Consider the following 13,144-nt stretch of genomic DNA (forward strand, 5'->3'; position numbering starts at 1 on the left):
GTCGACCTCGGCGTGCGCGCTGCCGGCGCCGCGGTGGCGGCCCTCGGCGAGGACGCGGCCGGAGGGGTCGAGGATCACGCAGCCGACGCGCGGGTTCGGGCCCCAGGCGGGACCCTCGGCCGCCAGCTCGAGGCCGCGGCGCATGGCGCGCCGCAGGTCGGCTGCCGTGGGGTCGTCGTGCATGATGTCCTCGTCCGTGGACGGACTCCGGGCGCGGTCGACGGACCTCGACGCCGGCAGGGTCGCTGGCGCCGCGTGCTGCCTCCCATCCGGACTCTCACCGTCGGTCCCGGCATCCCACCGGATCGGCGGACGAGGCTCCCGGGGATCCGGTCGCGCATCGTCCGTTCGCGGACTGTCACCGCCGGCTCGGATTTCCACCGACCCCGGAGCACGTGTACCCGTCGAGGTTAGCCCACGCGGCTGGGAGCGCCGCGGAGCGTGACGCCGGATTGCGTCGAGCCGCCGTCGAGCCGGTGACCACCGGGCGTGGAGGCGGTGCCGAGCCCGTCGTCAGGTGCGGGTCGCCGCGTCCACGGCGTCGGGGAGCCGGTCCAGCGACGTGATCCGCACGATGCCCGCGCGCTCGGCCCGCGCGCGGTCCTCCGCGGGCACGTCGGGCCAGCCGCGCTCGGGGTCGCCGGCGGGGTCGCGCGCCGGATCCGCGGTGCCCGCGTCGGGGTCGAGCCAGATGCCGCCCGCGAGGCCCGCGTCCGCCGCGCCGATCGCGTCGGTCCGCAACCGATCCCCGACCATGACGGCGTCGGCCGGTTCGACGTCCGCCTCCCGGCACGCGAGCAGGAAGATCCGCGCGTCCGGCTTGGCGAAGTCGAGGTCGCCCGAGCAGACGACGGGGGCGAGGCGGCCGGTGAGCCCGGCCGCGGCGATCTTCGGCTCCTGCTGGCTCCGCTCGCCGTTCGTGACGATCCCGAACCGCACGGCCGGGTGCCGGCGCGCGATCTCGTCGAGGGCCTCGTGCGCGCCGGGCAGGGTGCGCCACGACGCCTCGTACCCGTCCAGGTAGCCGCGGAACCAGGCGTCCGTCGCCCGGTCGTCGTCGGCGAGGGCACCCGCGAGCGCGGCCGCGTCGGGCGACGGCCAGGCCGCGAGGAACCCGCGCGCCCGTGCCCGCCGCTGCCCCTCGTAGTCCAGCTCGCCCGCGAGGTAGCGGTGGTAGTGCTCCTCCTCCAGCGCGCGCCACAGCGCGACGGCCCGGGCGACCGCCGCGGGGTCGACCGCGTCGAGGAGCCCGAGGGCGGCGAGGTGCGCCGCGATCCCGTCGGCGACGGCACCGCGGTGGTCGACCAGCGTGTCGTCGAGGTCGAGGAGGACCAGCCGGAGCGTCACCGTCCGACGCGGCGCACGAGGCCGACGGCGTCGTACACGCGCGTCAGCATGGCGTCGGCCCGCTCCTCGGCGCGTGCCGCGTTGCCGGCGAGCACGCGGTCGAGCTCGGCCGGGTCGTCGAGCAGCTCCAGCGTGCGCGCCCGGATGGGCTCGAAGGCGCCCGTGACGACCTCGGCCACGTCCTTCTTCAGGTCGCCGTAGCCGCGGCCCGCGTAGCGCTCCTCGAGCGCCGGCACGGCCGTGCCCTCGAAGGCCGACAGGATCGTCAGCAGGTTGGAGACGCCGGGCTTCCCCCCGCGGTCGAACCGGATCTCGCGCTCGGTGTCGGTGACGGCCGAGCGGATCTTCTTGGCCGTCCTCGCAGGCTCGTCCAGCAGCCACACCACGCCCGCGTCGCTGGCAGCGGACTTGCTCATCTTCGACGTCGGGTCCTGCAGGTCGTAGATGCGGGCCGTGTCCTTCTGGATCATCGGCTCCGGGATCGTGAACGTGTCGCCGAAGCGCGTGTTGAAGCGCTTGGCGAGGTCGCGCGTCAGCTCCACGTGCTGCTTCTGGTCGTCGCCGACGGGCACGACCTCGGTGCCGTAGAGCAGGATGTCGGCGGCCATGAGGGTCGGGTACGCGAACAGGCCGAGCGTCGTCGCGTCGGCACCCTGCTTCTGCGACTTGTCCTTGAACTGCGTCATGCGGCTGGCCTCGCCGAACCCGGTGAGCGTGTTGAGGATCCACGCCAGCTCGGTGTGCGCCGACACGTGCGACTGCACGAAGAGCGTCGAGACGGCCGGGTCGATGCCCGCCGCGATGTACTGCGCGGCCGTCCGGCGGGTGCTCGCGCGCAGCGCCGCGGGATCCTGCGGGACGGTGATGGCGTGCAGGTCGACGACGCAGAACACGGCGTCGTGCGTGGTCTGCAGCTCCTTCCACTGCAGGAGCGCGCCGATGTAGTTGCCGATCTGCAGGGAGTCGGCGGACGGCTGCATGCCGGAGAAGAGGACGGGACGAGCGGTCATGGCGATGCCTTCGTGTGCGGAGCGCGGGGCGCTCGAGGGGCGCCGGCGGGGCGCGGGGAGGAGGGGATCAGATGGCGTAGTCGACGACCACGGGCGTGTGGTCCGACCATCGCCGGTCGTAGGCGTCGGCGCGGTCCACGGCGTACCCGACGACCTTCGCGGCGAGGGCCGGGGTCGCGAGCTGGTAGTCGATGCGCCAGCCGGTGTCGTTGTCGAACGCCTTGCCGCGCCAGCTCCACCACGTGTACGGGCCGTCGACCTCGCCGGCCTGCTGCCGGCCGACGTCGACCCAGCCGAGGCCGGGGCCCGTGGAGCCGTCGACGCCCGTGACCTGCTCGCCGGCCGGGCCGAGGATCCGGTCGAGGTAGGCGCGCTCCTGCGGCAGGAAGCCGGCGCGCTTCACGTTGCCCTTCCAGTTGCGGATGTCGAGCTCGCGGTGCCCGACGTTGAGGTCGCCGACGACGACCGCGAGCTCGGAGTGCCGGGCGATCTCGGGCAGGCGCCGCTCCATCCCGTCGAGGAAGCGCCACTTCTCGTCCTGCTTCGGGGTGCCGACCTCGCCGGAGTGCACGTAGGCGCTGACGACGGTGATGACGGTGCCGTCCACGTCGTAGTCGGCCTCGAGCCAGCGTCCGGCGCTGTCGAAGTCCTCCTCGCCGATGGCGACGCGGTGGATCTCGGCGCGGCGGCGGCTGGCGAGGGCGACGCCCGCGCGGCCCTTGGCGGTCGCGGCGTCGTGCAGCACGTTCCACTCGGGGCCGAGGAGGTCCTCGATGTCCGACGTCTCGGCGCGCACCTCCTGGATCGCGAGGACGTCGACGTCGCGCGTGGCGAGCCAGTCGCCCATGCCCTTGCGGAACGCGGCCCGTATGCCGTTCGTGTTGATGGACGCGACGCGGAGGTTCGAGGGCATGGAGACGATCCTAACGGCGGCCCCCGCGCCTAGCCGCGGCCCCTCCGGCGCAGCCGGAGCAGCACGCGCGTGAGGCCGCGCGATTGCGCGTACCGCTCCCGTTCCCGGGCGCGCTCCTCCTCCTCGAGGATGCGGCGGGCCTCGTCGAGCCGCTCGACGCGCTCCCGCTCCAGCTGCTCGGGCGTGAGGGAGCGGGCGTCGATGCCCTTGTCCGCCATGCTCGTCGCGATCCACGACGCGCAGATCAGGATGACCTGGCAGATGAGGTTGAACCAGATCAGGAGGCCGATGATCACGGCGAACGACGCGAGCAGCGGGTTCCGGCTGGCGCCGCCGAGGAGCGCCGTGCCGAGCACCTTGAGCACGCCCATCGCGACGCCGCCGAGCAGCGCCCCCTGGAGGAGCTGCAGCCGGGGGATCCGGACGCCCGACAGGATCCGGTACGCGCCCGCCAGCACGGCCGTGTCGAGCGCGAGCACGAGGACCAGTCCCACGGTGCGGCCGACGACGACCGCGAGCAGCGAGTCCTCGTCCACCTGCAGCAGGCGGAACGCGAACCCGAGCAGGCCGGTGCTGACGACGGAGAGGCCGGCGGACAGCACCATGGCGAGCGCGAAGCACAGCGCCAGCCCGAGGTCCTTGACCTTCAGGAGCAGGAAGAAGGTCGCGGGCGGCGGCAGGTCGAAGATGCGGCGCACGGAGTCGCGCGTGGACGCGAGCCAGCCGAGCGCGGTCACGAGGAGGCCGATGGAGCCGATGATCCCCGTGGCCCGGACGGCGCTCGAGGCGAGGAGCGCCTGCGGGTCCTCGATCGCCCCGCCCTCGCCGAACAGGCCGGGCACCGCGCCCTGGATGAGGTCGAGCAGCGAGTCGAGGAGCGCCGGGTTGCCGGCGAGCACGGATCCGGCCACGGAGAAGCCGACCGCGAGGGCGGCGAACACGGCGAAGACCGCCTGGTAGGACATGCCCGCCGCGAGGATGGGCCCGCCCGCGGCGCCGTAGGCGAGGAACACGCGCACGGGCTTCAGCGCCATGACGCGGGCGAAGAGCGCCGGGATCCCGGCGGGAGCCGCGGGACCGTCGGCCGCTGCGGAGCCGGGCGCGGGGGAGGCGGGGGCGGGACGCTCGGGCCGGCCTCGGCCGTCGGGGGCGGTCATCCCCCGAGGATACGGGCCGGTCCGCCCCTGATAGCGTGGGCGGGCCGTTCCGGCACCCGACCGGACAGCCACCCGCGCGGACGGCGCCCGTCCGCACGGCACGCACCCGAGCGAGGGAGTCCCTGTGCGCATCACCGGAATCGGCGTCGGACACGGAGTGGCCACGGGGCCCGTCATGCGGATGCCCGACCCGCTCCCCGAGCCCGGCACGCAGCCCTTCACGGGTGACGCCGACGCCGAGGTCGCGCGCGTCGCCGCCGCCCTGTCCGCCACGGCGGACGACCTGGCCGAGCGCGGAGCGCGCGCGGGCGGCGACGCGAAGGACGTGCTCGACGCGCAGTCGCTCATGGCGCGCGACCCCGCGCTCCTCGACTCGGTCGGCCGCCTCGTCGGCCAGGGCCGCTCGGGGGAGCGCGCGGTCTTCGAGTCCTTCGCCACCTTCCAGGAGCTCCTCACCGGCATGGGCGGCTACATGGCCGAGCGGGCGGCCGATCTCGCCGACGTCGCCCAGCGGGTCATCGCCCGGCTCCGGGGCGTGCCCGCGCCGGGGATCCCCACGGCCGATGCCCCCTTCGTCCTCGTCGCGCGCGACCTCGCGCCCGCCGACACGGCGCTCCTCGAGCTCGACCGCGTGCTCGCCCTCGTCACCACCGACGGCGGCCCGACCAGCCACACCGCGATCCTCGCCCGCAGCCGCTCCATCCCCGCCATCGTCGGCGCACGCGGCGCCGCGGAGCTCGCGGAGGGCGACGAGGTCGTCGTCGACGCGGCCGCGGGCGTGGTGATCGCGCACCCCGACGACGCGGAGCGCGAGGACGCGCTCCGCCGCATCCGCGCCCGGGAGGAGGCGCTGGCCGCTCCCGTCACCGACGGCGCCCTGGCCGACGGCACCGCCGTCCCGCTGCTGGCGAACCTCGGATCCCCGGCGGAGGCCGCCCGCGCCGTGGAGCTCGGCGCCGAGGGCGTCGGCCTCTTCCGCACCGAGTTCCTCTTCCTGGACGCCGCCACGGCGCCGTCCGTCGCCGCGCAGACCGCGCAGTACACCACGCTCCTCGAGGCCTTCCCCGGTCGGAAGGTCGTGGTCCGGGCACTGGACGCCGGCGCGGACAAGCCGCTCGCGTTCCTCACCGACGCCGCCGAGGAGAACCCGGCGCTCGGCCTCCGCGGGCTCCGGGCCCTCCGGGTGCACGAGGAGGTCCTCCGCGACCAGCTCACCGCGCTCGCCGCGGCGGACGCCGCGACCGACGCGGACCTCTGGGTCATGGCGCCCATGGTCGGCGATGCGGAGGAGACCGCCTACTTCGTCGAGCTCGGCCGCGAGCTCGGCCTCAGCACGGTCGGGGTGATGGCCGAGGTGCCGTCGCTCGCGATCCTCGCCGACCAGGTCGTCGAGGTGGCCGACTTCGTGAGCATCGGCACGAACGACCTCACGCAGTACACGATGGCCGCCGACCGCCTGCTCGGCTCGGTCGCCGCCTACCAGGACCCGTGGCACCCCGCGATACTCCGCCTGGTGCGGACGCTCGGCGACGCCGGCGCGGCGTCCGGCACCCCGGTCGGCATCTGCGGCGAGGCGGCGGCGGATCCGCTCCTCGCCGTGGTCCTCGTCGGCCTCGGCGCCACGAGCCTCTCCATGACGCCCGCCGCCCTGGCGGACGTCCGCCTCGAGCTCTCGCGTCGCACGCTCGACGACGCCCGCGCCGCGGCCGCGGCCGTCCTCACCGCCCGCACGGCCGCCGGCGCCCGCGCCGCCGCCGAGCAGGCGCTTGCCGCCCGCTGATCCGCGCGACGACCTCGTCGACGCATCACACCGAGGGGCCGAGCAGCTCGTCGGCCTGCTGGACCACGCGGACGACGACGGCCTCCGGAAGCGGCAGGCGTCGGTGGATGGCTGACAGGCACCGAAGCGCTTCCCCGGCCCGGTTCGGGAGAAGCCGACGGGAGGGCAGGAAAATCGACGCGCCGCGCAACCCCATGGGGTGGGTGGACGGGCCGTATCAGGCGCCCCGGGGACGACAGCCGCCAGCCGATCGGCTGGAGGGATGGGGCGTGAGGCTGATCTTCGACGAGGGCAGCTATGACACCTTCTCGTCATCGGTCCACGACTAGGCGGACCGGAGACTGAGGGAACGCGAGATGACACATGCACGAAGCTCGTACACGGCCGGAGCGTAGGGGGCATCATGCTCGAGACCACCTCCCTCTCACACGTCTGGATCCTGATCCTGAGCCTGGCCGTGTTCGTCCCTGCATTGGTCGGAATCGTGACCGTGCTCGTCTCGCGAGACATGTCGATGGGTTCCAAAGTCGTCTGGACATTCATCTTGCTCGTCCCGGTCTTGGGTTTCGTCCTCTGGTTGGTGTGGAGGGTGGCCCGCCCCGTCACGCATCACGGGCGCCTGCAATAGGCCCTTCGCCCGAGGACCAGTCGACGTGACGGGTCTCACCGGCACTCGGCGAATCTGACGCATCACGGATCTCAGACGCCGGGGGTCTCCTTCGACGATCAGCATCCGGGGATGCACGACGACGGCCCCGCAGCTCCGAGGAGCTGCGGGGCCGTCGTCTGCGCGAGATGCGGTGCTACGCCTTGCCGCGCATGATGGCCTGCTTGACCTCGGCGATGGCCTGCGTCACCTGGATGCCGCGGGGGCACGCCTCGGAGCAGTTGAAGGTCGTGCGGCAGCGCCACACGCCCTCCTTGTCGTTGAGGATGTCGAGGCGCACGTTCGACTCGTCGCGCGAGTCGAAGATGAAGCGGTGCGCGTTGACGATGGCGGCGGGGCCGAAGTACTGGCCGTCCGTCCAGAAGACGGGGCAGGACGACGTGCACGCGGCGCAGAGGATGCACTTGGTGGTGTCGTCGAAGCGGGCGCGCTCGGCGGCGGACTGGATCCGCTCCTTGCCCTTCTCCGGCTTCGTGTTGGAGATGAGGAAGGGCTGCACGTCGCGGAACGACTCGAAGAACGGCTCCATGTCGACGACCAGGTCCTTCTCCAGCGGCAGGCCCTTGATGGCCTCCACGTAGATGGGCTGGTTGATGTCGAGGTCCTTGATGAGCGTCTTGCAGGCCAGGCGGTTGCGGCCGTTGATGCGCATCGCGTCGGACCCGCAGACGCCGTGAGCGCAGGAGCGGCGGAAGGTCAGCGACCCGTCCTGCTCCCACTTGATCTTGTGCAGGGCGTCGAGGATGCGGTCGGTCGGGTAGACCTCGACGTCGAAGTCCTCCCACCGCGGCTCCGCGTCCTGGCCGGGGAGGTAGCGGCGGATGATGAGGGTGACCGTGAAGGTCGGGATGGCGGATGCCTCTCCCGCGGGGGGTGCGTCCAGGGTTGCGGTGCTCACGATTCGAGTCCTTTTCCGATCGGTGCTGCGGTGACGGGCGGGTGCTGACCTGAGGTCAGTACTTCCGCTCCATCGGCTGGTAGTTCGTGATGACCACGGGCTTGGTGCTCAGCTTGATGTGGTCGCCGGCGTCCGTGCTGTGGGCGTCGCCGGTGAGGTACGCCATGGTGTGGACCATGTAGTTCTCGTCGTCGCGCTTGGGGAAGTCCTCGCGGAAGTGGCCGCCGCGGCTCTCCTTGCGGTACATCGCCGAGTACACGACGACCTCCGCGAGGTCGAGGAGGAATCCGAGCTCGATGGCCTCGAGCAGGTCGGTGTTGAAGCGCTGGCCCTTGTCCTGCACCTGGATGTTCGTGTACCGCTCGCGCAGGTCCGCGATCACCTTGGTGACCTCGATGAGCGTGTCCTCGGTGCGGAACACCTGGGCGTTGCGGTCCATGGACTCCTGCAGCTCGCGGCGGAGCGTCGAGATCCGCTCGGTGCCGTTGGAGTTCCGCGCGCCCTCGACGAGGCCCTTCACGAAGTCGGCGGCGTCCGCGGGCAGCGGGGTGAAGTCGACCGTCTTGACGTACTCGGCCGCGTAGTTGCCCGCGCGCTTGCCGAACACGTTGATGTCGAGGAGCGAGTTGGTGCCGAGGCGGTTGGAGCCGTGCACCGAGACGCACGCGCACTCGCCGGCCGCGTACAGGCCGGGGACCACGGTGGTGTTGTCGGACAGCACCTCCGCCTTGATGTTCGTGGGGATGCCGCCCATCGCGTAGTGCGCGGTCGGCAGCACGGGCACGGGCTCCGTGTAGGGCTCGACGCCCAGGTACGTGCGCGCGAACTCGGTGATGTCGGGGAGCTTCGCGTCGATGACGGCGGGCTCGAGGTGCGTGATGTCGAGGTAGACGTAGTCCTTGTTCGGGCCCGCGCCGCGTCCCTCGCGGATCTCGGTCGCCATGCATCGGGCCACGATGTCGCGGGGGGCGAGGTCCTTGATGGTGGGCGCGTAGCGCTCCATGAACCGCTCGCCCTCGCTGTTGCGGAGGATCGCGCCCTCACCGCGGGCCGCCTCCGACAGGAGGATGCCGAGGCCGGCGAGCCCGGTCGGGTGGAACTGGAAGAACTCCATGTCCTCCAGCGGCAGGCCCTTGCGCCAGATGATGCCGACGCCGTCGCCCGTGAGGGTGTGCGCGTTGGAGGTCGTCTTGTAGATCTTGCCGAAGCCGCCGGTGGCGAAGATGACGGCCTTGGCCTGGAATACGTGGATCTCGCCGGTGGAGAGCTCGAGGGCCACGACGCCCGCGGGCTGCTGCTTCCCGTCGACCTCGGCCATGACGAGGTCCAGCACGTAGAACTCGTTGTAGAAGTTGATGCCGAACTTGACGCAGTTCTGGTACAGCGTCTGCAGGATCATGTGGCCGGTGCGGTCGGCTGCGTAGCACGACCGGCGCACCGGGCTCTTGCCGTGGTCGGCGGTGTGGCCGCCGAAGCGGCGCTGGTCGATCTTGCCGTCGGGCGTGCGGTTGAAGGGGAGGCCCATGTTCTCGAGGTCGATGACCGCGTCGATGGCCTCCTTCGCGAGGATCTCCGCCGCGTCCTGGTCGACGAGGTAGTCGCCGCCCTTGACGGTGTCGAAGGTGTGCCACTCCCAGCTGTCCTCCTCGACGTTCGCGAGCGCCGCGGCCATGCCGCCCTGCGCCGCGCCCGTGTGGGAGCGGGTGGGGTAGAGCTTCGAGATGACGGCCGTGTTCGCCTGGGGTCCCGCCTCGATGGCCGCGCGCATGCCGGCACCGCCCGCACCCACGATCACGATGTCGAACTGGTGGTAGTGGACGCCGTCCACGATGGTGCTCGCGGACGGCTCGGAACCGGGGGTGGTGGTGTCGGTGGTCACAGGGCTCTTTCTCGAGGCGGAGGGGGAGCGGCTACAGGTCGCCGCAGAAGGCGGGCAGGAGGTCCGCGGGCTGGCCGGCGGGGCACGGGTCGAAGGTGAACACGACGAGCGTGCCGAGCACGAGCAGGACCACGGTGGACGCCATGAGCGCGCCCTTGAGGATCGTGCGGGTGCGCGGGGACGCGGCGTAGTCGTTCACGAGGGTGCGCATGCCGTTGGCGCCGTGGATGACCGCGAGCCAGAGCAGCGCGATGTCCCACACCTTCCAGAAGGGGTCCGACAGCTTGCCGCCGACGAACGCGAAGTCGATGGCCTTGATGCCCTCGCCCTGGATGAGGTTGACGTAGAGGTGGCCGAAGATGAGCACGACGAGCACGACGCCCGAGGCGCGCATGTACATCCAGCCCCACTTCTCCCAGTTCACGCCGCCCTGCTTGCGGGGCTGCCGTGCCTGGCGGGGCTTCTCGATGCTGACCTTCTGTGCGATGTCGCTCATGATCAGATCCATCCCGCTTCGCTGAACACGTTGATGAGGTGGCGCGGCACGAACCCGGCCATGAGCACGACCCACAGGCCGATGACCACGTAGAACATGAGGCGCTGGTGCTTGGCGCCGAACTTCCAGAAGTCGATGAGGATGATGCGGAGGCCGTTGAGCGCGTGGAACCCGATGGCGCCGACGAGGGCGACCTCGCCGATCCCCATGACGGGGTTCTTGTACGTGCCGATGACGGCGTTGTACGCCTCGGGGCTCACCCGGATGAGGCTCGTGTCGAGCACGTGCACCAGGAGGAAGAAGAAGATGGACACGCCGGTGATGCGATGGAGCACCCACGACCACATGCCCTCGCGGCCCCGGTAGAGCGTCCCGGCGGGGACCTTCGGTGCACGTGAGACCTGCTGCGGTTCCCGGGTTCCTGCCGTCTTGATGGACACGGAACGACCCTCCCTGATGCTGGTGCCCCGTGGGCGGAGCGCCTTCGCGCCGACATTGCGCGTCCGTCGAGTCTACGGCCCGCTCCCGGCGGTCACCCGTTAGGGCACCCTAAGCGCTCGGGCCTCGCGGGCCCGGTCGTCAGGCGCCGACGGGCACCTGGCCCGCGCCCGTCGGATCCGCGGTCGTGAGCGCCGACCGGCGGGCCGAGACGGCGCGTCCGTAGTGGGCGATGAGCTCGTCGCCGACCGTGGCCCAGGAGCGTCCGAGCACCGCCCGCCGTCCCGCCTCGCCCATGCGCAGGCGCAGGGGGGCGCTGCCCGCGAGCTCGTCGACGAGGCGGCGCAGGTGCGCGTCGCGAGGGGACGCGGGGTCGAAGAGGAAGCCGTCGGTCCCGTGGTCGACCAGGTCGATGGGCCCGCCCGCGCGCGGCGCGACCACCGGGAGCCCGGACGCGTGCGCCTCCTGGACCGTCTGGCCGAAGGTCTCCTCCGCCCCCGTGTGCACGAAGACGTCCATCGCGGCGTAGGCGGCGGCGAGCTCGCGGCCGCCGACCCGTCCGAGCCAGGTCACGGGCATGCCCGACAGGGCGCGGCGCGCCGAGGCCTGCCCGGGACCGTCGCCCGCGACGAGGAAGCGCACGCCGGGCATCCCGCGGAGGGCCGACAGCCTCTCCAGCTGCTTCTCCGGGGCGATGCGCCCGACGTACCCGACGACCGTCTCGCCGCCGGGGGCCGCACGACGGCGGAGGGCGACGGCATCCTCCATGGCGCGGTTGCGGGGGTGGTACCGGTCGAGGTCCACGCCGCGGCCCCAGCGGGCGACGCGCTCCACGCCCGCCGCGGCGAGGTCCGCCGCGGCGGCGCTCGAGGGCGCGAGGGTGAGGTCGGCACCCTGGTGGATCCACCGGACGAGCCGCCACACGTACGGCGCCGTCGCCGCGAGCCCGTTCCGGCGCGCGTAGCCCGCGACGTCCGTCTGGAACACGGCGACGGAGGGCGCCTCGATGCGCGTCGCGGCCGCGATGGCCTGCGCGCCGAGGAAGAGCGGGGAGGCCGCGTGCAGCACGTCGGGCGCGAAGTCGGTGAGCAGGCGCAGCACGTGCGGGCTCGGGATGCCGACGGGGAACTGGCGGTACGCGATGGCGGGGACGCCGTGCACGCGGAAGCCGGCGAACTCGGCCGGTGCGCCGGCGTCGGGCGCGATGACGAGGACCTCGTGGCCGCGGTCCCGCAGGTGCTCGAGCACTCGGCAGACGCTCGTGGTGACGCCGTTGACGGTGGGGAGGAAGCTCTCGCTGACGACGGCTACGCGCATGCCCCCGACGCTAGGCACGGGCGCCGTCCCGGCCGCCGCGCGGCCGTGAACGCCCCGTTGCGGGTGCGTGAACTCGCCGCATCCGGACGCCTCCCAGGCTGCCGATAGGGTGGGCGCATGACCGAGCAGACGAGCGCGATCTCCCGTTTCTACAGCGTGATCCCCGCGGGGGGCGTGGGCTCCCGGCTCTGGCCGCTGTCCCGCGCGGACGCCCCGAAGTTCCTCCACGACCTCACCGGCTCCGGCCGCACCCTGCTGCGCGACACGTGGGAGCGGCTCGCCCCCCTCTCCGGCGCCGACCGGATCATGGTCGTCACGGGCCGCGCGCACCGCGCCGCCGTGGAGGCCCAGCTGCCCGAGCTCGCCGACCCCAACGTGGTCCTGGAGAGCGAGGGGCGCGACAGCACCGCGGCCATCGCGCTGGCCGCCGCGATCCTCGAGCGCCGGGAGCCCGGCGTCATCATCGGCTCCTTCGCCGCCGACCACGTGATCGCCGACCCGGACCGCTTCCGGGACACCGTGCGCGAGGCCGTCATCGCGGCCGACGCCGGCTACATCACCACCATCGGAATCACGCCCACCGAGCCCGCGACGGGCTTCGGCTACATCCACACGGGCAAGGCGCTGAGCATCCCCGACGCACCGCACGCATTGGAGGTCGCGTCGTTCGTGGAGAAGCCGAGCATCGGCGTCGCGCGCGGCTACGTGAAGGGCGGGACGCACCTCTGGAACGCGGGCATGTTCATCGCCCGCGCCGACCGGCTCCTCGAGGAGCTCGGCCGCACCGAGCCCGAGCTGCTGAAGGGCGTCCTGGAGCTCGCCGAGGCGTGGGACACCGCCGACCGCGGCGTGGTCGTCGACCGCGTCTGGCCGAACCTCAAGAAGATCGCCATCGACTACGCCGTCGCGGAGCCGGCCGCCGCACGCGGTGCGCTCGCCGTGATCCCCGGCACGTTCACGTGGGACGACGTGGGCGACTTCGCCTCCGTCGCCAAGATGCACTCCAGCGGGCGGAAGTCCGACCTCGTCATCCTCGGCGAGGACGCCCGCGTGCTCTCGGACGCGTCGAGCGGCATCGTCGTGGCCAACAGCAAGCGCGTCATCAGCCTCATCGGCGTACGCGACATCGTCGTGGTCGACACCCCCGACGCGCTGCTGGTCACCACGAAGGAGAACGCCCAGCGGGTGAAGAGCGTGGTGGACGCGCTCAAGCTCAGCGGCGGGACGGACGTCCTGTAACGA

The 13,144-nt window shown here is 72.4% G+C and carries 12 protein-coding genes and 1 pseudogene; 3 read left to right on the top strand and 10 right to left on the bottom strand.

Going from position 1 to position 13,144, the window contains the following annotated elements:
- The 5 genes and pseudogenes from Q6969_RS02030 to Q6969_RS02050 all read right to left on the bottom strand — a co-directional run.
- A pseudogene (locus Q6969_RS02030) lies at positions 1-183 on the bottom strand (riboflavin biosynthesis protein RibD); the annotation flags it as partial.
- Positions 184-513: 330 nt separating this feature from the next.
- Positions 514-1,347: an HAD-IA family hydrolase gene (locus Q6969_RS02035; protein WP_317228953.1), complete on the bottom strand. Its 834-nt coding sequence runs from the start codon at positions 1,345-1,347 to the stop codon at positions 514-516.
- Entirely contained in the window at positions 1,344-2,357 is a 1,014-nt protein-coding gene (trpS, locus tag Q6969_RS02040) for a tryptophan--tRNA ligase (protein WP_317228954.1), read from the bottom strand. Before trpS ends, Q6969_RS02035 begins: the two co-directional genes overlap by 4 nt.
- Positions 2,358-2,424: 67 nt before the next feature.
- Complete coding sequence (locus tag Q6969_RS02045; RefSeq protein ID WP_317228955.1) at positions 2,425-3,270, bottom strand: exodeoxyribonuclease III; 846 nt, start codon at positions 3,268-3,270, stop codon at positions 2,425-2,427.
- Between the two features lie 29 nt (positions 3,271-3,299).
- Positions 3,300-4,427 carry a YihY/virulence factor BrkB family protein gene (locus tag Q6969_RS02050; protein WP_317228956.1) on the bottom strand — a complete coding sequence of 376 codons (1,128 nt, stop codon included), beginning with the start codon at positions 4,425-4,427 and terminating at the stop codon, positions 3,300-3,302.
- Positions 4,428-4,551: 124 nt separating this feature from the next.
- On the opposite strand from Q6969_RS02050, the gene ptsP reads away from it, so the two are divergent.
- Both ptsP and Q6969_RS02060 read left to right on the top strand, forming a co-directional pair.
- A complete protein-coding gene (ptsP, locus tag Q6969_RS02055) occupies positions 4,552-6,207 on the top strand; it encodes a phosphoenolpyruvate--protein phosphotransferase (protein WP_317228957.1) in 1,656 nt (551 codons plus the stop codon).
- A 403-nt stretch (positions 6,208-6,610) separates the two neighbouring features.
- Positions 6,611-6,835, top strand: a complete 225-nt coding sequence (locus tag Q6969_RS02060; protein WP_317228958.1) for a PLDc N-terminal domain-containing protein — start codon at positions 6,611-6,613, stop codon at positions 6,833-6,835.
- 175 nt (positions 6,836-7,010) lie between these two features.
- Here the strand turns inward: Q6969_RS02060 and Q6969_RS02065 are convergent, their stop codons facing one another.
- The 5 genes from Q6969_RS02065 to Q6969_RS02085 form a co-directional block, all read right to left on the bottom strand.
- Positions 7,011-7,772 (bottom strand): succinate dehydrogenase iron-sulfur subunit, encoded by a 762-nt coding sequence (locus Q6969_RS02065; protein WP_094115337.1) that lies wholly within the window; start codon positions 7,770-7,772, stop codon positions 7,011-7,013.
- A gap of 55 nt (positions 7,773-7,827) precedes the next feature.
- Complete coding sequence (gene sdhA, locus Q6969_RS02070; protein WP_317228959.1) at positions 7,828-9,651, bottom strand: succinate dehydrogenase flavoprotein subunit; 1,824 nt, start codon at positions 9,649-9,651, stop codon at positions 7,828-7,830.
- A 31-nt stretch (positions 9,652-9,682) separates the two neighbouring features.
- Entirely contained in the window at positions 9,683-10,147 is a 465-nt protein-coding gene (locus Q6969_RS02075) for a succinate dehydrogenase hydrophobic membrane anchor subunit (RefSeq protein ID WP_316293526.1), read from the bottom strand.
- A gap of 2 nt (positions 10,148-10,149) precedes the next feature.
- Entirely contained in the window at positions 10,150-10,587 is a 438-nt protein-coding gene (gene sdhC, locus Q6969_RS02080) for a succinate dehydrogenase, cytochrome b556 subunit (protein WP_317228960.1), read from the bottom strand.
- Positions 10,588-10,726: 139 nt separating this feature from the next.
- Positions 10,727-11,902 (bottom strand): glycosyltransferase family 1 protein, encoded by a 1,176-nt coding sequence (locus tag Q6969_RS02085; protein WP_317228961.1) that lies wholly within the window; start codon positions 11,900-11,902, stop codon positions 10,727-10,729.
- Between the two features lie 117 nt (positions 11,903-12,019).
- Between Q6969_RS02085 and Q6969_RS02090 the strand changes: the two genes are divergently transcribed.
- The gene (locus tag Q6969_RS02090) at positions 12,020-13,141 is read left to right on the top strand and encodes a mannose-1-phosphate guanylyltransferase (RefSeq protein ID WP_104290564.1); all 1,122 of its coding nucleotides are present in this window, start codon (positions 12,020-12,022) and stop codon (positions 13,139-13,141) included.
- Positions 13,142-13,144 lie beyond the last annotated feature (3 nt).

It is taken from the genome of Clavibacter sp. MX14-G9D, assembly GCF_032917815.1.
GTDB lineage: Bacteria > Actinomycetota > Actinomycetes > Actinomycetales > Microbacteriaceae > Clavibacter > Clavibacter michiganensis_K.